Consider the following 18,331-nt stretch of genomic DNA (forward strand, 5'->3'; position numbering starts at 1 on the left):
TATGCTTTCAACATATCAAATAATATTATTCCAATAAAAAAACAATCCATTTTAAAAATGGATTGTTTTTTTATTTCTGTTTTATGCGGTTTATTTTATTTTTGTATTTTCAATGATAGAATAATTATATTTACAAAAATGAAACGCTACTATCTTAGCCCCTCTTATAGTAAATTTTTCGTTCGAAAACAAAAATACAATTTCACCTTACAATTGAAAAAACATATGTAAAAGTTTCTAAAACAGCTGCCTTATCATACTAATCTATAGCAATTCTGTCTTCTTCCCTTACCTGTTTCCTTTAACACATACGATTTTAAAACTAGCGCCGTTAATGCATCTGTTAATGTTTTATATGATAAATTTGATAATGCCAATAGATCGTTCGTATATAACATTCTATGCTTCTCTAATAATAATAGTACTAATCGTTCAGACGGTTTTAATGTCTCGTCACTTTCTAGTATAAAGTCTATATTTTTCATTTCTTCTAATTATTACTCCTTATATAAAAAAATACTTTAGACACTTATTTAATATGAAAATAATACACAACAAAATTATAGATATATTAAAATAGCGCCCTCTAAAAACACTATTATACTATAACATAGAAGTAGTGTTTCCCCAAATAGGAAATACTTTTTATATCGCTTATAAGATTCTTGCAAACCTACATAATATTTTGTACCATTAGCCGCCAAGTTTTCTTCTAATTTCGCTGGTCATCCCGATGTATTTGTAATCAATGAAGTTCTTCTAAATTTATAAACAAATAAAAAAACGGTTCGTCTATCATGCCCTAAACATGAATGACAACCGTTTTCCAGCTTCTTCTTAATTAACAACATGTTCTATCTTAAATATTTCTTGCAATATGCGGCTTACTGTAATGACTTGTTCCACCGCCACCAACTACTACTTTACCGCCTTTTTCGAAAATTAATAATTTACTTGAACCATCTGCAAGAAGCACTATTACTTCAGCATTATTACTTGTTGCTACATAAATTACATAACCACTCTTTGATATACAAGTTTCCCAATTCGAATCAAATTCTGATCTTACTACACGATTTGAATACACTTGATTTTCAATTCTATCTTGTTCTACGTTTTCCAAATTGATTCCTCCCACTTCACTAAAATAGCATTTATAGGAAAATAACAGCCCTATATAAAATAGTAGCTGACTTTAACATAAATAGTATATGTAATTAATAGGAAAATGCTTGGACAACGAAAACGAAATAAACTTACTGGCCTTTTTGCTTCTTTCGTACTGTAATCAAAAATTGGACTTACTAAATCAATTGTCATGTGGTTATGAAAAAGTTTTAAACCGGTTAATGTTGCTAATTCTTGCCCCACTGTCATTTTTCCAACTGCTTGTGGGCCAAATATTAATATAAGTTTTATTTATTTCCCTCCAATCTTTCTCTATAAACCATTACATAAAATAAAAAATAAGACAGCCGATTTTAAAACGATTGCCTTATTTTTTATTCATAGTTTTAGTTCTATTCTTTTCGCACAGCTTCAAAAGTAATCATTTGATTTGCGTTTGACGGTTCTTTTTCATAAACATATTCAGCAGAGCAAGTAATGTTAGAGAAACCTAAACTTTCTAAAAGGAGTTTAAACTCTACTATTCCATACCAGCGCAGCGCAAAACGTTGTAACTCTGTTTGTACGAGCTGTCCTTTACTCCACTTTTCATATTTCAAATATGATACAGTAACTTGGTTCAGCCAATCTATTTCAATTGATTTATTTTCTAATGTGATTCCGTCTCCACTCGGCAAAGAGAAAGTCGATGTATGAATTTCTCCAGTCTTCCAGTCATGCGGAAGCATAATATCTACGATTAATTGTCCATCTGGATTAAGATGTTCATAAAAACATTTCAATGCATTTATAGAATCCATACGATTTTCAATTAAACAAAAAGATCCAGTAGGAATGATAATTGCGTCATATTTATGCGGAAGTGAAAATTGTTGCAAGCTTCCTTCATACAAATTAGGATGTAAGCCTCTCTCTTTACAGCGCTTACGGCAAGAATCTAGCATTTCAGGTGAATAATCTATCCCATCCACTTTAAAACCAGCCTCTAGAAGCGGAATGATGACACGCCCTGAACCTACTGCAGCTTCGAGGATTCTTCCTCTACAACCTTTTAAAAGTTCTTTGTAATACTCAATATCACCATTTAAAGAATAACCGACTGGTTTTGTGTAATCATACAGTTCCGTACAAAGTGTACTATAAAAGCTAAACATTTATTTTCTCCTCCGTTTTTACGTACGGAAGATTTCAATTCAACTAATCTTCCTGTACCTCTAATTTTAATGAGATTTCGAAAGAGCTGACTATCATAATATATCACTCACTTTCCATAGAATATAATGATATTGTATTACATAACCTTCCAATTTGAAATATAAAAATCAAAAATTCAGACTACATTCTAAAGAGCTTACTTTAGTAAGCTCTTTAGAAAAAATATTTATTTCACAATCGGCAATGTCACTTCACTTAATTTCACTGTAAGTTTCGTGCCAGCTTTCGGTCTAATTGTATAATCATAATCACTTGCAATTAAAACAACTCCGATTTGATGCCCCACTTTAAATACATAATCATCTGGCTGCATGTCCCATGTAAATGTATAATCTTTGCCCGCTTGAATCGCTGTTGAATTTTCTATACTCTTTACGTTTTGTGGATCCATCCAGCCTCTCGTTACGATTTCCGGCTTCGCTCCTCCATAGTCAACAAGTAATGCTGTTAAATTTGATACAGATCGATCAATATTTCCTGTAATTGAAATCTTTGGTGTACCACTTATACGCGTATCTTTTTGCAGTACAGGCATTGTATATACTAATCGATTTGCTACTTCTAATTCTGGGTTTGCTACTAATTGGTTTGATTTCATTTGTGCATCATCTAAGAATGAGAAAACTTTATTAGCCGATCCCATACTTAATGGCAAATTGACTAATTTATTACTTAAATACATACGGATTTTTGAAGGTACAGCTGATGGATCTGGCCAATTTTTTATCTTTTGCCACGTTTTATTTTCTCTTTGCACATCAACCATTGGTTCATCCATAATTCCATTTTCAATCCCGTATAACCAATAATCTAACCATTTATTTTGTGTTTGCTGCCAGCTATTACTTGATGTCCCACCATGACCACCTTGATGTAGCCACATTTTACGCGGAACATTATTTTCTCCAAGTGCTTCCCACCATTGCGCGAACTGTTTTGTTTTAACATTCCAATCGTTTAAACCATGAACAACAAATACACTCGCTTTTACATTTTTAGCATCTTTTACATAGTTACGTTTATCCCAAAAATCATTATAATTACCTGTTTTTCGGTCTTGTCCAGCCGTTAACTCTTTTATAACTTGTCCGCAAACTTCAGGGTTTTCCCTTGTCAGTACTGCTTCTGCCATATTATCTGTATCTTCCCCTTGATATCCGCCTGGAGCAATGACTGCACCATTTGCACGATAATAATCATACCAACTACTAATTGCTGCGATTGGAATAATTGTTTTTAAACCTTCAACTCCAGTAGTCGCAACAGCATTTGGTAATGTACCATTATAAGAAACTCCAGTCATACCTACATTTCCTGTAGACCAATTTGCCTGAACTTCCTCACCCTGTTCTGTAAATGCTTTCGCGCGACCGTTTACCCAATCAATAACAGATTTTGTCCCGAGTATCTCTTGTTCATCTCCAGTTGTAGGGCATCCATCTGATTTTCCAGTACCGATACTTTCGCCTAGAATAACTGCATAACCTCTTGGCACGTAATAGTTCCCATACGAACCAAGATTAACCGCTCCATACGGTTTTCCTTCATACGCATACAATTCTTCATCTACATTATATACAGGAACATCTTTTAATCCAGATCGATATGGACTCATTTCATAAATAACAGGAACTTTCACATTCGGATCTGTCTTTGGACGCATAACTTTTATCGATACTCTGTCTTTCTTACCGTCTCGATCACTATCAACTTCTGTCTCTACATATAAATTTTCGATAATAGCTTCATCGAGAGAATAAATCGGTTTTGTCATCCCATTTTCTAATTCAATTTTCGTACTTTTAGTCTCTTCCTTCTTCTCTGCATGCACATCCATAGTAAAGCTAGGTATAATTGTTGCAGATAGCATTGCTGACAGTGTAATTGCCATTTTCTTTTTACTCAAAATATTCCCTCCCCTTATTCGTTCTCTTTTACTATATAACAAAATAACTGAAAATTCAGTTTTATTTTTATATAAAAGTTGAGAAACTCAAAGATTTCTTATTAAGTAAAATTTAATAGAGGTGTGAAATTATTTTCCCACTTCCTCCTTCTTTATAACGTGAAACTTTAATCAGCCCTCACCAATTGGGCGTTTACGATCAGCAGGGCCACTTCTTTGCTTTCGCTGAATTTTGAGGTGGGGTCTTACTGCCCGGCAAATAGCGGGATAAATAGAGAAAAAGACAACCGATATTTCTATCGCTTGCCTTACATTCCATTTATTATTTTTCTAACTCTTTAAAGGTATCTTTCAAGTCTTTATCAGATACCTTTATATCTGCATTTTTAAGCAGTTCTCTAGTAACTTGTTGATGGAATTGAGGATCTTGTATACGTTGCTGTTCTAATTCTTTACGAATATTCTCTTTCTCTTCCTCATACGGTTTAAGCTCTTTTTTATCCGTTAGCTTAATAATATGATATCCGAAAGAAGATTTAACAGGTTCACTCAATTGACCAACTTCTAACTTATACGCAGCATCCTCAAATTCTTTCACCATCATACCAGGTCCAAATTCAGATAGTTCCCCACCTTTTTCTTTAGAACCTGGATCCTCTGAATATTGTTTAGCCAATGCCGCGAAATCTTCGCCACTATTTAATTTTTCTTTAATTTCTTTTGCTGTCTTTTCATCTTTTACTAAAATATGGCTAACTTGAAGCTTTGGCTTATAATGATCTTTAATATCTTTTTCCGTTACGGTTGCTTTAATAGCTTTTTCAAAAGCAAAAGTAAGCTTTAATTTCTCTTTCAACTGATCTTCATTTTTCACACCATTGGATTCCATATATGTATTAAAATTATCGCCCATCTTGTCTTTTAATTCTTTTAGTTGTTTCGTTACCTCTTCATCCGTAACTTTATATTTATCATGTAATACTTTTTCTACTACCATTTCAGATAAATTCTGTTTACCGTAGTTTTCTTTTAATTTTTTGTTAAAATCACTTTCTGAAATGCTTCCTGATTTTGTCGTTACAATATTATCTGATGAACCACATGCAGATAAAGATAACGTCATACCCATTAAAATGCTACCAATTACTAATTTCTTTCTTTTCAAATCTGAATACCTCACTTCATTAAATTCAAATATAACTATGTAAATATAACGTTTTCCTGTGAACTTCACGTGAATTTAATGAAAGTAGAACATTTGCTAATTCTCCATTTAATACATCAATTTTGAAAATTATGGTGATTCATCCTGTATCGCTAATCTCTAAAGCTGCAAAAAGGACTAATATTTTCATTAGTCCTTTTTCACATTTATATAAAATTGAATTTCTCCATCTATAGAGGAAACTCCATATTCAAAACCATGCCTTTCTAAAATACTTTTCACTATCGCTAAACCTAATCCTGTACCTGATTTTTCTTTACTACGAGAAGATTCTAGTACATAAAAAGGCTCCCAAATTTTCTCGATATCCTTAATTTTATCCGTAGGAATGCCATTTTTTATTTGGAAATATATACTTTTATTTCTATCTTCTAATGTAATTATTATGTTTTGATTTGCTGTATATTTTATCGCATTAGAAATTAAATTTTGAAACACCATTCTCATTTTATTTAAATCTGCATAAACGATTGTATCGCCCGCATTACAATTTACTTGCAAGTTAATTTCTTTCGAATCCAGTTCAATCTGATGCTTATCTAATATACTCTGAACCAGTGGTTCAATGGGGAATTCTTCTTTTTGTAAAATATCTCTTTCTAGTTTAGAAAATCGTAATAGTTCTTCAATTAAGTTTGATATTTGATCTGTTTGTTTAATAATTGTATCTACATAAGTCCCATCATCTAATCCATCTTTAATCCCCATAGAGTATGCTTTTACTAATGCGATCGGTGTCTTTAATTCATGCGTTACATCACCCATAAATCGTTTTAAATGTTCATTACGATCAGTTAAGTCTTGATGTGCTTCATGTAGTTTTTCACTCATGATATTAATACTATTGGCCAACTCTCCTATTTCATCATTCGTTTTCACTTTCGTTCTTTTAAACTGCAAATGTGAAATATCCTGAGCCACATCACTTAACTCTTTCAGTGGTGTCGTTATTATTTTTGAAAGTATCCACACAAGTAAAATAATAAGAAGGAGCGAGAAACATAGGATATATAAGTAAAATGTATTTAACGTATTTATAATTTCATTTGAATTCGCAATGGAAGTCCCAATTAAAATTATCGTATCATCTTTCGCAATATATTTAGCAAAAAAACTCGCTTTTACCTTTCCTTGATCGTACAGTTTATTCGATTGCCCTTCCGTCTTCACTTTCATAACTTCGTCTTTCGTAATCCAAAGCTTATTTAACGTTACTTTCTTTTTCGTAAGTTGCATGCGTAACGCGTCGTTCATAGCATCTTCCGACTGATTAATTGGCGTATACGCAATTGTAACGTTATTTTCACTTTCAATTGTATGAATAACATCCTCTATATTTTCCACTGTTGTATTTTGTATTTGTGTTGTAAATTTATTTAAGTTTTCACGTGTTTTATAAATATTATAGTTCGGTAAGAGATTGTTAATGAATAATAATGAAATCATAAAGATGAGAATAACAGTTGCAGAAATACTTAAAAATAACTTTTTCCCAAGTTTATTCACTTTGTTCCTCCAAACTATAACCCAGCCCACGATGCGTCTTAATAATATTTTCTCCAATTTTTTTACGTAGCCTTCTTACATGTGTATCAACCGTTCTCTCTTCTCCAAAATAGTCAAATCCCCAGACAATATCTAGCAATTTTTTACGAGTTAAAATTGTTCCTTTATGATTTAAAAAGCATTTTATTAATTCGAGCTCTGTTTTTGTAATTTCTAACTCTATATCATTTTTATATACTTTATTTTTGGCGAAATTTATCTTTACATCTTGTACTTGAATAATATCATCATGCTGAATAAGTTTTTTCGCTCGCGTAATTAGTACTCCTGGATGAAATGGTTTTTTCACGTACTCATCTGCCCCACTTTGAAGCGCTGCTAATTCATCTTCACTTTCACTTTTCGCCGTAAGCATTAATACTTTTACGCTTGAATTCTTTTTTATTTCCTGACAGACAGTAATACCACTATGTTTTGGCATCATCCAATCCAAAATAGCTAAATCAATTTTTTCATCATAAAATATTTGAAGTGCTTCCTCCCCGTCTTTTGCTAAAAAAACTTCAAATCCTTCTTTTTCAAAATAAGCTTTTAAAATCCTTAACATATCTTGTTCGTCATCTGCAATTAAAACTTTCATATTTTTTCCTCCATTGCTTTTAAACAAAAACCAATTGTATCATACAACATCTTTGTTACATGAATGTGACAGAAAAATATTTAAAGCTTTTGAGGGGATAGTAATGGTGAGGTGTTGTACTATGATAAAAAAAATCGGGGTCATTTCTCTTCTTCTATTTCTATTATCAACAAATGCGTTCGCAAATACAAATCAACAAATTGAAGTATTTGATTGTCAAAAAGAAATGGTCATTCAAAAACAATCTTTAGATCCAGTAATCCAAAAAGAAGCAGTTCAATACGCTAAATCAATTACTGGTCCATTTAAAAACTTAAATGTCGTTCCAAAAGATGGCTATATGATAAAAATCCCTTTATCTAAGCCGGTTTCTATTACTAATCAATGGTTACACACTACAATAGACGAAATACTTATACTACTCCCACTAAAAGAAAAGCCTTATATTATGCTTTATGATGATGAAAATAATCCGCATTTTTATTATGTAAAAGGTAAACCAGGATTATTATTGAAACAAATGAAGGTTAAAATGTAATTGAATGAAAAGGAGTCACCTTATAAGCTAAATTTTAAAAGCTAAGGTGCTCTTTTTTATAATAACAATTTGGTAAATGAAATTATAAAAGTTGTTTTTAATATAAGGGTCGCACCTTCATATATATCAGGGATTTTTAAAATATATCGATTTATCAACGAAAATATCTTTCCGTAGCTATTCTTTGGATAGCAATCTCTATAATAGTTTGTAGTGACTCGATCCCTTATATAATCCCCCTTTTACAAATCCATTTGAAGTATAAAACACATCCCCTTGCTTCGTGTCAGCATGTAAAACAATCACTTCAAAATACTTTTCCGCATGACATAATAGTTGATTTAATAATAAATTCCCTAACCCTATACGCCGATAATCCTTGGAAATATAAAATCTCCTCAACCGCCCAATCTTATTGTCTTTTGTGTACGGATCTTTATTTAAACCTCCAACTCCGATTAACATATCCCCTTGGAAAATACCATATAAACATTCTCCAGTTTTATTGAATACATTTACTTTGTGTTTATATTCATTTATTAGTCTTATAAGGAAATTAAACCCTTCTTCTTCACTGTCTTGAACGAGATGACTGAATACATATTCCATTAAATTTTCTATTTGTTGAATATGTATATCTTTCAAGTCCATTCCCCCTAAGTACGAAAATACATAAAAATGCTCGAGAATCATTTATTCTGAGCATTTTTATGGTTGTTACTTTATTTAATTCATAGTATGCATATACTTCACTTCATATGTAAATCGATAATACAGTTAATTAATTTTATTATGAAAATATAAGAGCCTTGCTACAATCTAGTGTGTGGTAAGGCTCTTTAAAGTTGTGTAATTCTTATTGAACTAAAGCACCTTTTTACTTAAATGAATACATATACATTTATAATGTCTCTCAAATATAATATCAGTTTATAAATTCACCATTCTTCTCTAGCAGGTATAAGTTAAATTATAATTTGTTAATTGATATGCTTGTGTAACCACTGTTCAAATATTTTCAACTGTTCTTCAGTATGAAAGTAATGTTCACCCGTCTCCATAACTTCTAATTCACAACGATGTTTTTTTGTAAAATAGTTAATAGTTTCAAATTCGCACAGCTCATCCTTAGCTCCGTACATAATATATGTATCTGTATTCCATGTACTAATAGGATGCTCTTTTACATAGCATAAATAATCCCAATATAACTTTTGACCAATAGGTGTCTCTATAGTCATTTCTTTTTGTAAAAGCTCCGGTGTTACATTAAACCATTTCATCATATTTTCGATAATTCGTTCCATATTAACTACTGGTGATAAAAATAATGCCTTTTCTAGCACATCATTTTGATAAGCTAAAAGACTAAAATACGCTCCCATACTACATGCAAACACATTTATTTCTTTCCAATGTACTTTTGCGTAGTTCATAATTATAGATAATTCACTAACACAAAACTGTACTTTGCAAGGAGTGTTATCATTTTTTCTTTCTCCATGCTCAGGTAAATCAAAGCTTAATACTTGATAGCCTTTTTGATTGGCTTCTTCAGCTAATATTTGAATAACTATATCTTCCTTATTTGACATATTTCCATGTACTGCAATAAAAACTTTTTCACTCTTCTCTCCCCATAAAACCGCAGGAATATTACTAATTTTAAAATTATTTTTAAGCATACTCCCTCCATAAAATAAGACATATAGGACTTGGAAAAAATGCACACACTTTATTTATCTCTGTACAGCAGGCAGTATCCGCTTTAACTCTATTAAATCATCTATTACTATATCAGCCTGAGCAAGTTCCTCTTCTTGCGCAAAATCAAAATTGCACCCAACTGCAAGTAAACCGTTGTCTTTCGCTGCATTTATATCAGATAGCCGGTCACCAACTACCGCTGCCTCTTTTATATCATATTTGTTCATAATACTTTTAACTAAGTCACCTTTATTTAGCGATTGTATTTGTTCAATACTAAACGTTTCAGTCACCCACTTGTCTAAAGCATAATACGTTACGATTGCTCGTAAATATTCTTTCAAACCATTACTAGCAATGTAAATTGAACAATTATTTTCTTTTATATATGTAAATATTTCTTTTACATTTGGATATAAAGCGCCTTTTCCGCTTTTTATGTTTTCAATTAGTCTATCTAAAAAATATGCATCTGTTTGTTCTCTTATTTCAATAGAATGGTCCGGTAATAAAGCTTCCCAAACTTTCGGTAGCGGCACACCCATAATTTCACGGTATTTTTCAATCGGTGTTACCGTATCCCATAATTGAAGTGATCTTAAGTGATCAAAAGTATCATCTAACGATAATTCTAAAATTTTATCTGTTTGAAATAATGTTCCATCCATATCAAAAATTAATGCTTGTAACATTCCTATCTCTCCTTTTGGACTATAGTTTTACCAGATATATTTTTAAGCATCTCAATAATAATTTCTGAGCAATAATTCGCAGCAGTTTTCGCGAAATCATCATAAGAAACTTGAGCTTCATCATCTGCACTGTCAGAAATACATCGTATAACAAGAAACGGTATATCATTTATGTAGGCAACATGTCCAATTGCTGCACCTTCCATTTCTGTACAATGAGGTGCGTATTCATCTATTAATTTTGCCTTTAACTTTGAATCTTCAACAAAACATTCACCACTTACAATTCTTCCTTCGTGAGCTTGAATATTTGAACTATTACTGTTACATGCTTTACGTGCTAACTCTATCAATTCCTTACTTGCAATAAACTCCTCTTGAAACGGGAATAATTTTTTCATTTGATTTTTACTTACATCATGATGGGTAACATTCGTTGAAATAACTACATCACCAACTTTTACATCTGGATGTAATCCACCAGCAACGCCCGTATTGATGATAGAGTCTACATTAAATTTATGAATTAATGTTTGCGCACATGCAGCTGCATTTACTTTCCCTACACCAGAACGTGCAATAATTACTTCTGTTCCCATGAATTCTCCAATATAAAATGGCATTCCCGCTATTGTCTGTTCTTCTTGTATTACTAGCTTTTCTAAAAGTAAATCTATTTCAATTTGCATTGCTCCGATAATGCCGATTCTGTTCATGTATGTAGTCCCCTTTATTAATTAATCCCTTTAATCCTCTCTGACATAACCGACAATAAAAATTTCGGAAGTACAAGTTGTCTCTTTAATCTTTTCGGCTGTGAGAGTAACCTATACAGCCATTCAGTTCCAGTATCCCTCATTATTTTCGGTGCTCTTTTTACAGTACCAGATATTATATCAATCATTCCCCCGATACCAATAGATAGCGGAACGTTTAATGTTTGTATGTTTTCATAAATGAACTCTTCTTGTTTTGGTGAACCTAGTCCTACAAGTAATAAATGCGGCTTGAATTGCTTAATTTTCATTTTTATTTCTTCTATTTCTTCACCATTTACAAATCCATGCTGTCCTTTAAATTGTGCTCCCGGGAACTGCTCATTTAATTTTTCTAATGCCTTTTTATTACTTTCTGGCGCAGCTCCAAAAAGAAAGACACGATATTCATTGTCGTTACAATATTTTATTAAATCGTGAGTTAAATCCGCCCCAGTAACACGTTCTTTCAAAGTTCCTTTTAATATTTTCGAGCCAATTATGACACCAATCCCATCCGCTGTTATTAAATCCGCAGATAGTAACATCTTTTTAAACTCCTTTGATTTTTCCGTATTTTCCTTTGCAGACATAACAATTTCAGGATTTGCAGTTACTACAAACCTTGGTTTCTCTTGTTGTTCATGTACCCAACCTTTTAATAAACTTATAGCTTTTGCATATTCTAAAGTTGAAAAAGGTATACCTTTTATAAACTGTTGATCCACTATACTCTCCCCTTATATAAGCTGCAAATATTCATCAATGTCTTTAGAAATTTGAATAAAAGCTTTATTCCAAAATTCATAATTTCTTATATCTATTTCAAAATGTTTTTTCATAAGCTCCTCTACTGGAGCCTTTCCTGTTTCTCGTAAGAACTCTTTATATTTCGAATGAAAAGTACTTTTACCTTCTTGAGCTATTTCTAATAAACTAAAACTTACTAAATATCCAAACGTGTATGGATAATTGTAAAAAGGAACATCTGCTATATAAAATTGAATATATTTCATCCATACAAACGGCTGGTATTCACTTAAAGCTTTTCCATAAGCTTCTTTTTGTGCCATTATAGATAATTTCTCAATTTCATCAGCACTTAATGGACCCTCTTTACATTTTTCATAAAATGTTTTTTCAAACTGATACGATGCTCGTATTGCCATTACATAATTAAAACTATTTCTTATTTTCCAGCTAAGTAATGACTTTTTCATATCTTTACTATCCGTTGTTTCAATTAGATAATTTAAGAGTACCGTTTCAAAGAAAATAGATGCTGATTCAGCCGTACTCATCGGCAAATAATCATCTAAAAAAGATGTAGATTGTTCAAAACTCATATTATAAAAATGCCAAGCATGTCCTAATTCATGAGCGAGCACTCTTACACTATCTATACTCCCATCATAACGCATGGAGATTCTCGATTCTTTCTCACTGAAAAATGGAGCACAAAACCCACCTGGTGGTTTATTCTCTCTCGGTTCAGCATCTATCCATCCACTTTCTATCGCATTACGTGCAAATTCTGCTAATTCTTGATCAATATTCTTACATGCATCATAAACGTTTTGTACTGCTACTGAAAAAGGAATCATGACCTCATTACTTTCCTTTACTGTCATAAGTTCATGCCATGTAATCGAAGCTTTCCCTTTCTTATACACGTTTAAAGCACTTACTAATTTATCAAGGTTTTCTTCTGTCACATTCCACATTTGGAATAATACAGTTTCTGAAATGCCATTCGCATGAAAAGATTGTGTTAAAATCTCTCTATCTTCTATTTCATTACTCTTTGCATTACGCAATCTCCCTACTTGATTTAATACAGTAGCAAAGATTTCTTTTTCCTTATGTAAAGCACATGTTAATGAATCGAATACTTCTAATCTTTCCTTTTCATTATCACTATTCATTGCAATAGTATTTGCTTGTCCAAAGGATAATAGTTTATTATTGTGCTCTATTTCTATCCTATCCCGTAATTGTATGTACATATTTTCCCACGCATTAAGTTCATCTTTTATTAACTTAGTATTATCTGAAGTTTCCACTTCATTATGTTTTATTACTTGCTGTAATTCACTTTTTAGTTCCTTCACTTTCACGGTCAATTTAGTAAGGTCAGATGGAACACTTTCTTCAACCGATCGACAGTACAAATAGTATTCTGCTTTTTCAATAGCTTGTATAAGCTTTGAAAGAATCTCTACATCTTTTGTTACAAAATATTGCTCTTTCAACTCCAAAATCGGAAATAGAATATCCTCATTCAAATACAAGCGATTTAAATCCCATCTAGCACTTTCTTGCATTTTTATAGCCGCCTCCTATTTTTACAAATAGTTACAGATATTTCTTCCTACACAATTATATATGAAATGGAAAAATTTTGATATCTTCAAATATTTAAATTCCTATAAATATATTCTTATTTATACTCTTTTCTTCTACCATTAAGTATCATTACACATATAAAAAATAATCCCTCTACAAGATTGCATTTGATATAGGAAAACTTCAAAGATTTTATCTTCATCAATACCATATCGACCGATTATCACAGATTAAAAAATAAAAAAGGATTGATCAAAAGATCAATCCTTTACTCTACTTCATTTAAGAAAAATAACGTTATAACGCCAGGTCCTGTATGTGCACCGATTGCTGCACCAATTGTATTTACGATAAATACTTCACAGCCAAATCTTTCCGTAATTAATGATTTTAATGCTTCCGCTGTTTCTAAATCGTCACCGTGAGTCATACCGATTGTTTGACCTTTAAGGTCTTTACCACGTTCTTCCATAATATCAACAATACGGCTTAATACTTTCTTTTTCCCTCGTACCTTTTCAAGTGGTACAAGTTTTCCTTCTTCCACGTTTAAGATCGGTTTAATGTTTAGTAAACCACCGATAAATCCTGCGACTTTACTTAAACGTCCACCTCTCACTAAGTACTGTAAGTCAGCTACAGTGAAGATATGTTCCATATGGCTCATTAGAAAATCAACACGCTTTAAAATATCTTCTTTTGATGCGCCGTCTTTTGCCATTTTAGCAGCTTCTAAAACGACAAGACCTTGACCAAGCGAAGCACATTTCGTATCAATAATTTCTAAATCTAAGTTAGCATATGTTTCTTTTACTTCCTCTTTAATGACAACTGATGATTGATATGTACCAGACAGTTCAGATGAAAAAGCTAAATATATACAAGGATTACCTTCTTTTGCATAAGAAACAAATTTTTCTTGGAACGTTTCAAGTGAAGGCAATGACGTTCTATAAACAGCGCCTTCTCTCATTTTTTGCAATAATGTAACTGACTCTAATGTTACTCCATCTAAATACTCTGTTTCTGCTTCATCATATACACGGAGTGGAATTAAATCAATATCATATGCTTGCAGCAATTCTACTGGTAAATCCGCCGCACTATCCGTAATGATTTTAACACCCATTTTTAAACCTCTATTCTGTTATAAATATAAAATAATAAAATAAAAATAGTACTTTTAAATTATATACGTAAAACTTAAATGAAGAAAGGAAAACACTTTATATTGTATGCACTATTCTTCAAAACTTGAACTGTTAATGAAAATGATTCTATTTTAAACACCTTTTTCTTATTATTTTTCTAAAACACGAATAATTTTATAAGTATTTTGTATCATTATATTTTAATTCTTTATCTTAATATAATCTTTTCAAATTTATACTGTTTAAAATTGAAAAGCCAAATCCAATAAAGGAAATGGCTTTTACATTTTCATAAAATAACCAAACTTTATTTTCCATCACATTGTTTGTTTACATTCATACTTTGGTGATGTTGAATATTAGTCCAGTTATGATAAATATTTATAGCCTGTACTATAATTAAAACAGTGAATATTCACCTGTAAGAATCACTAGATAAAAACAAGTTAAACATTTTATAAAATATTTAATTTTACTAGTAAAGCTAATAAAATTTGGAGAAGAATTTGAACATTTACTGCTATGTCTGTATCCGTAGTCGTAACTGTAACATTTCTAGAATTTCTAATAACAGTTTCTTGTTTATTAATTTGTTTAATAGATGATTTTTGAAACAATTCTTGTGCTACACGGTCAGCTTTTTCACTATCTGCTATAGAAATACTTATTATAACCACGATAGCTGCTTGTAATGCTGCTTGAATAGATAAAGCAGCTTTTGTATCTGTAGTAGTAACTTCTACATCTGCTGAATCTACAATTGTAATAGATTCTTCAGAAATTTGATACGTTTTACTTTCTTGCGCAGCTGCTTCTGAAACGCTAGCATTTTTAAAAGATGGATGAGGATTTGAGGAATCTAATGCACTCCACTTTTTATTTTCATCTGAATGACATGTTTTGTCCATGCGTTCACCCCCTTTCAATCTAAATAATTATTAACTTGTGATTGTATTTCAGAAACAATACTTTTAATTTGCTGCTTTTTTTCTGGTGATAAATTTTTTAATTTTTCTTCATTTATCCCATGCCTATTAAAAATATCTGAGAGTAAAAGGTCTATAATTATATTCTTTTGATCCTTATCAAACTTAAAGGAAGAAAATTTGTTTAAATCATCCATTTACAATATTCACTCCAATCAATTTTCTATAAAAATTTTAAATATCTACGAGCATTATATGTAATGAAATAAAAATTGCTTGGACAAGTAACTTAATCTTCTATTTTCACTTCTTTTTGCTAATAAAATCAAAAGCTGACTTCTAATAAGAAGACAGCTTTCCTTCACTTCACATAAATATAAGTTTCATTACTGTTAAATCATGTATTTTATCTTTATTTGTAGTTTTCCACACTTGCTTTACCATTAATCTTGAATATTAATTCAGTCATAATAAAAAGTCCAAGCTTGTACCACGTATTACAACAAAAAACATTTACTTAGAGTGAAAACTTATAGCTAAATATCAATAGGATAGACACTTTATAAAATGTTTAGTTTAACTAATAAAGCTAATAAAATTTGAAGGAGAATTTGAATATTCACTGCAATATCTGTATCAGTAGTTGTTACGGTTACGTTTCTAGAATTTTTAATAAATGTTTTTTGTCTATTAATTTGTTTAATAGCTGATTTTTGAAATAATTCTTGTGTTATTTTATCTGCCTTTTCACTATCTGCTATAGAAATACTTACTACAACTACGATAGCTGCTTGTAATGCCGCTTGGATAGATAGCGCAGCTTTTGTATCTGTAGTAGTAACTTGTACATCTGCTGAATCAACTATTTCAATATATTCCTCAGAAATTTGATCGATTTCATCTGTTTGTATAGCTGCCTCTAAAAAATTTGCATTTTTACTAAACGAATAATCATTTAATGATTCGCAATCTTCTTTTTTTGGCTCACAATCTTCTTTTTTTGGCTCACAATCTTCTTTTTTTGGCTCACAATCCTCTTTTTTTGGCTCATGAACTCGTTTTTTCGGCTCAAACTCCCGGTTTAATGGATCCCGATTTTTCTTTCGTCTACAAACTTCACATTCACACATAAAATCACCCCTTTTAGTCTTAAAAATTAGCAATATTAAAATATTGACTAACTAATAGCATTTTATGTATTTTTTTAAAATTTGTTTGGACAAGTAACTTAATCTTCTACTTCTTTTTCTAATAAAAAAAGCTGCCTTCTAATAAGAAGACAACTTTCTTTGTGACTACTCTAGAATAGATTTCATACAATATAATTGTTCCTTCCTTATAACCTGAGTTCGTCACTTTAGTTATAAAAATGTGGGTATATCCTATAACCTTTTTTAGGGACCATCCATAATTTATTTCATAAAAAGTGCTTTGTTTTACTGAAAGGTGGTTGCGGAAACAACCGCCTTTTTATTCGGAACAAAATAAAACTTTTATATAAAAGACCCATACTTAAATACACTAAACTTCATATAATATATTGCATCCTTTCTTTTTAGAATAAGTAGTCGTTTACTGAAGGGCACTTTTCGAAGTGCTCTTATCTTTAATCCCCCTCTTTTTCAGGAAGAGTTTTTTTACTAAACCATAATATGATTTGTATCACTAAGGCTAGGGATTACGACATTTCCTTAATAACTTCAATGAATACAGTAGCTACTAATTAAAATACCCCTATGATCTTCTCTACACTTAAACCATCGTGCATTACCGAACGCATGAACTAATTTTTATTTTGACTATGTAACACTAAATTCACAAGATTATTATCCTATGTTTGGTGAAGCCATCATTTCAATGCCAGCAACCCCACACTTTTAACTAATAACTTAAACAAATGGGCTACCTCAAGGTTCCTTTGATATAGTATGTTATGTTCTATATAATGAAGAAAGCGCTAGTATTTCCAAGGAGGATGTATATGAGTATTCAATTGGCCACATCTAACGATTTAAAATGGATTAATAATCAATATGACTCAATAGGATTTGTACGAAGTGATTTAAAAAGAGATAAAGTTGCAATTATTACATATAACAACGAGTATGCAGGTGTTGGCCGATTAGTCCAAATAGATGAAGATACTTTAGAAATGGGCGGGATTTTTATTCTGCCTCAATTTAGAGGGCTTCAATTAGCTGGTGAGCTTGTTTCATTTTTAGTAGAAACTGCGAAAAAATCACAAATACAAAATGTATATTGTCTTCCTTTTGAGGAATTAGAAAACTTTTATAAGAAATATGGATATACTGAAGTCGATACTACGACAGAAGCAGTCCATCCAATTATTCTAAAAAAATATAATTGGTGTTTGGAGAACTACGATAAACACGTTCTACTATTTAAATTGTAAATGTAATAAAGTGAAACTTTAATCAGTGGGAGTTTTAATCAAACCCCTCACCAATCGGGCTTTGATTAAAACTCTATGTTCCGTCAATACTATAGATAATATGATTGTATTTCTCCATTCCTCCTGAGAGAGGAGCAGTTGGCTTTTGCTAGCTGCTCTTTTATTTTTTCAAAAAGTCACATA

General features: G+C 31.3%; 19 protein-coding genes and 1 pseudogene. 2 read left to right on the forward strand and 18 right to left on the reverse strand.

The genetic code is table 11. From position 1 onward, the window contains the following. Positions 1-254: 254 nt before the first annotated feature. From ACTFRU_RS02470 to ACTFRU_RS02505, 8 genes and pseudogenes are all read right to left on the reverse strand, one after another. Positions 255-485, reverse strand: a complete 231-nt coding sequence (locus tag ACTFRU_RS02470; RefSeq protein ID WP_088345578.1) for a hypothetical protein — start codon at positions 483-485, stop codon at positions 255-257. Between the two features lie 374 nt (positions 486-859). Beyond that, a complete protein-coding gene (locus tag ACTFRU_RS02475) occupies positions 860-1,123 on the reverse strand; it encodes a hypothetical protein (protein WP_000432429.1) in 264 nt (87 codons plus the stop codon). Positions 1,124-1,245: 122 nt separating this feature from the next. Then, positions 1,246-1,419 (reverse strand): annotated as a pseudogene (locus tag ACTFRU_RS02480) (shikimate kinase); the annotation flags it as partial. Positions 1,420-1,520: 101 nt separating this feature from the next. Next, positions 1,521-2,282, reverse strand: a complete 762-nt coding sequence (locus tag ACTFRU_RS02485) for a class I SAM-dependent methyltransferase (protein ID WP_016122683.1) — start codon at positions 2,280-2,282, stop codon at positions 1,521-1,523. 227 nt (positions 2,283-2,509) lie between these two features. Continuing rightward, positions 2,510-4,249, reverse strand: coding sequence for a Xaa-Pro dipeptidyl-peptidase (locus ACTFRU_RS02490; protein ID WP_025709514.1), 1,740 nt, complete (start codon positions 4,247-4,249; stop codon positions 2,510-2,512). Positions 4,250-4,571: 322 nt separating this feature from the next. Further along, a complete protein-coding gene (locus ACTFRU_RS02495) occupies positions 4,572-5,414 on the reverse strand; it encodes a peptidylprolyl isomerase PrsA (protein WP_002204764.1) in 843 nt (280 codons plus the stop codon). A gap of 189 nt (positions 5,415-5,603) precedes the next feature. Then, positions 5,604-6,980 carry a sensor histidine kinase gene (locus tag ACTFRU_RS02500; RefSeq protein ID WP_006922096.1) on the reverse strand — a complete coding sequence of 459 codons (1,377 nt, stop codon included), beginning with the start codon at positions 6,978-6,980 and terminating at the stop codon, positions 5,604-5,606. Then, entirely contained in the window at positions 6,973-7,620 is a 648-nt protein-coding gene (locus ACTFRU_RS02505; RefSeq protein WP_000865970.1) for a response regulator transcription factor, read from the reverse strand. Before ACTFRU_RS02505 ends, ACTFRU_RS02500 begins: the two co-directional genes overlap by 8 nt. 121 nt (positions 7,621-7,741) lie before the next feature. Here ACTFRU_RS02505 and ACTFRU_RS02510 point away from each other — a divergent pair, with 121 nt between their 5' ends. Next, positions 7,742-8,158, forward strand: a complete 417-nt coding sequence (locus ACTFRU_RS02510; RefSeq protein ID WP_006922097.1) for a hypothetical protein — start codon at positions 7,742-7,744, stop codon at positions 8,156-8,158. Between the two features lie 198 nt (positions 8,159-8,356). Here the strand turns inward: ACTFRU_RS02510 and ACTFRU_RS02515 are convergent, their stop codons facing one another. The 10 genes from ACTFRU_RS02515 to ACTFRU_RS02560 all read right to left on the reverse strand — a co-directional run bounded on the left by ACTFRU_RS02515 (position 8,357) and on the right by ACTFRU_RS02560 (position 16,865). Then, positions 8,357-8,851, reverse strand: a complete 495-nt coding sequence (locus ACTFRU_RS02515) for a GNAT family N-acetyltransferase (RefSeq protein ID WP_440037443.1) — start codon at positions 8,849-8,851, stop codon at positions 8,357-8,359. 287 nt (positions 8,852-9,138) lie between these two features. Then, complete coding sequence (locus ACTFRU_RS02520) at positions 9,139-9,843, reverse strand: alpha/beta hydrolase (RefSeq protein WP_000916870.1); 705 nt, start codon at positions 9,841-9,843, stop codon at positions 9,139-9,141. Positions 9,844-9,897: 54 nt separating this feature from the next. Then, positions 9,898-10,557, reverse strand: a complete 660-nt coding sequence (locus ACTFRU_RS02525) for an HAD hydrolase-like protein (protein ID WP_006922102.1) — start codon at positions 10,555-10,557, stop codon at positions 9,898-9,900. 2 nt (positions 10,558-10,559) lie between these two features. Next, positions 10,560-11,273, reverse strand: a complete 714-nt coding sequence (locus ACTFRU_RS02530) for a 5'-methylthioadenosine/adenosylhomocysteine nucleosidase (RefSeq protein ID WP_001079720.1) — start codon at positions 11,271-11,273, stop codon at positions 10,560-10,562. A gap of 17 nt (positions 11,274-11,290) precedes the next feature. Next, positions 11,291-12,040, reverse strand: coding sequence for a WecB/TagA/CpsF family glycosyltransferase (locus tag ACTFRU_RS02535; RefSeq protein ID WP_006922103.1), 750 nt, complete (start codon positions 12,038-12,040; stop codon positions 11,291-11,293). 12 nt (positions 12,041-12,052) lie between these two features. Beyond that, positions 12,053-13,636 carry a M3 family metallopeptidase gene (locus ACTFRU_RS02540; RefSeq protein WP_001158169.1) on the reverse strand — a complete coding sequence of 528 codons (1,584 nt, stop codon included), beginning with the start codon at positions 13,634-13,636 and terminating at the stop codon, positions 12,053-12,055. A gap of 290 nt (positions 13,637-13,926) precedes the next feature. After that, entirely contained in the window at positions 13,927-14,787 is an 861-nt protein-coding gene (locus ACTFRU_RS02545; protein ID WP_000538278.1) for a DegV family protein, read from the reverse strand. 477 nt (positions 14,788-15,264) lie between these two features. Further along, entirely contained in the window at positions 15,265-15,717 is a 453-nt protein-coding gene (locus ACTFRU_RS02550; protein WP_000361676.1) for a spore coat protein, read from the reverse strand. Positions 15,718-15,731: 14 nt separating this feature from the next. Beyond that, a complete protein-coding gene (locus ACTFRU_RS02555; protein ID WP_000342253.1) occupies positions 15,732-15,932 on the reverse strand; it encodes a spore coat protein W in 201 nt (66 codons plus the stop codon). A 363-nt stretch (positions 15,933-16,295) separates the two neighbouring features. After that, positions 16,296-16,865, reverse strand: coding sequence for a spore coat protein (locus ACTFRU_RS02560; RefSeq protein WP_000333025.1), 570 nt, complete (start codon positions 16,863-16,865; stop codon positions 16,296-16,298). An 851-nt stretch (positions 16,866-17,716) separates the two neighbouring features. On the opposite strand from ACTFRU_RS02560, the gene ACTFRU_RS02565 reads away from it, so the two are divergent. Next, on the forward strand, positions 17,717-18,148 hold the full coding sequence (locus ACTFRU_RS02565; RefSeq protein WP_063220344.1) for a GNAT family N-acetyltransferase: 432 nt from the start codon (positions 17,717-17,719) through the stop codon (positions 18,146-18,148). The last annotated feature ends 183 nt before the right edge of the window (positions 18,149-18,331 follow it).

Source organism: Bacillus cereus group sp. MYBK220-1 (assembly GCF_051916445.1).
In the GTDB taxonomy this organism is placed as follows: Bacteria; Bacillota; Bacilli; order Bacillales; family Bacillaceae_G; genus Bacillus_A; species Bacillus_A cereus.

Excerpts from the sequence above, each read along its gene's own strand:
- ACTFRU_RS02470 (WP_088345578.1), bottom strand. The coding sequence starts at position 485 with ATGAAAAATATAGACTTTATACTAGAAAGTGACGAGACATTAAAACCG.
- ACTFRU_RS02485 (WP_016122683.1), bottom strand. The coding sequence starts at position 2,282 with ATGTTTAGCTTTTATAGTACACTTTGTACGGAACTGTATGATTACACA.
- ACTFRU_RS02505 (WP_000865970.1), bottom strand. The coding sequence starts at position 7,620 with ATGAAAGTTTTAATTGCAGATGACGAACAAGATATGTTAAGGATTTTA.
- ACTFRU_RS02510 (WP_006922097.1), top strand. The coding sequence starts at position 7,742 with ATGATAAAAAAAATCGGGGTCATTTCTCTTCTTCTATTTCTATTATCA.
- ACTFRU_RS02515 (WP_440037443.1), bottom strand. The coding sequence starts at position 8,851 with ATGATTCTCGAGCATTTTTATGTATTTTCGTACTTAGGGGGAATGGAC.
- ACTFRU_RS02520 (WP_000916870.1), bottom strand. The coding sequence starts at position 9,843 with ATGCTTAAAAATAATTTTAAAATTAGTAATATTCCTGCGGTTTTATGG.
- ACTFRU_RS02525 (WP_006922102.1), bottom strand. The coding sequence starts at position 10,557 with ATGTTACAAGCATTAATTTTTGATATGGATGGAACATTATTTCAAACA.
- ACTFRU_RS02530 (WP_001079720.1), bottom strand. The coding sequence starts at position 11,273 with ATGAACAGAATCGGCATTATCGGAGCAATGCAAATTGAAATAGATTTA.
- ACTFRU_RS02540 (WP_001158169.1), bottom strand. The coding sequence starts at position 13,636 with ATGCAAGAAAGTGCTAGATGGGATTTAAATCGCTTGTATTTGAATGAG.
- ACTFRU_RS02545 (WP_000538278.1), bottom strand. The coding sequence starts at position 14,787 with ATGGGTGTTAAAATCATTACGGATAGTGCGGCGGATTTACCAGTAGAA.
- ACTFRU_RS02550 (WP_000361676.1), bottom strand. The coding sequence starts at position 15,717 with ATGGACAAAACATGTCATTCAGATGAAAATAAAAAGTGGAGTGCATTA.
- ACTFRU_RS02555 (WP_000342253.1), bottom strand. The coding sequence starts at position 15,932 with ATGGATGATTTAAACAAATTTTCTTCCTTTAAGTTTGATAAGGATCAA.
- ACTFRU_RS02560 (WP_000333025.1), bottom strand. The coding sequence starts at position 16,865 with ATGTGTGAATGTGAAGTTTGTAGACGAAAGAAAAATCGGGATCCATTA.
- ACTFRU_RS02565 (WP_063220344.1), top strand. The coding sequence starts at position 17,717 with ATGAGTATTCAATTGGCCACATCTAACGATTTAAAATGGATTAATAAT.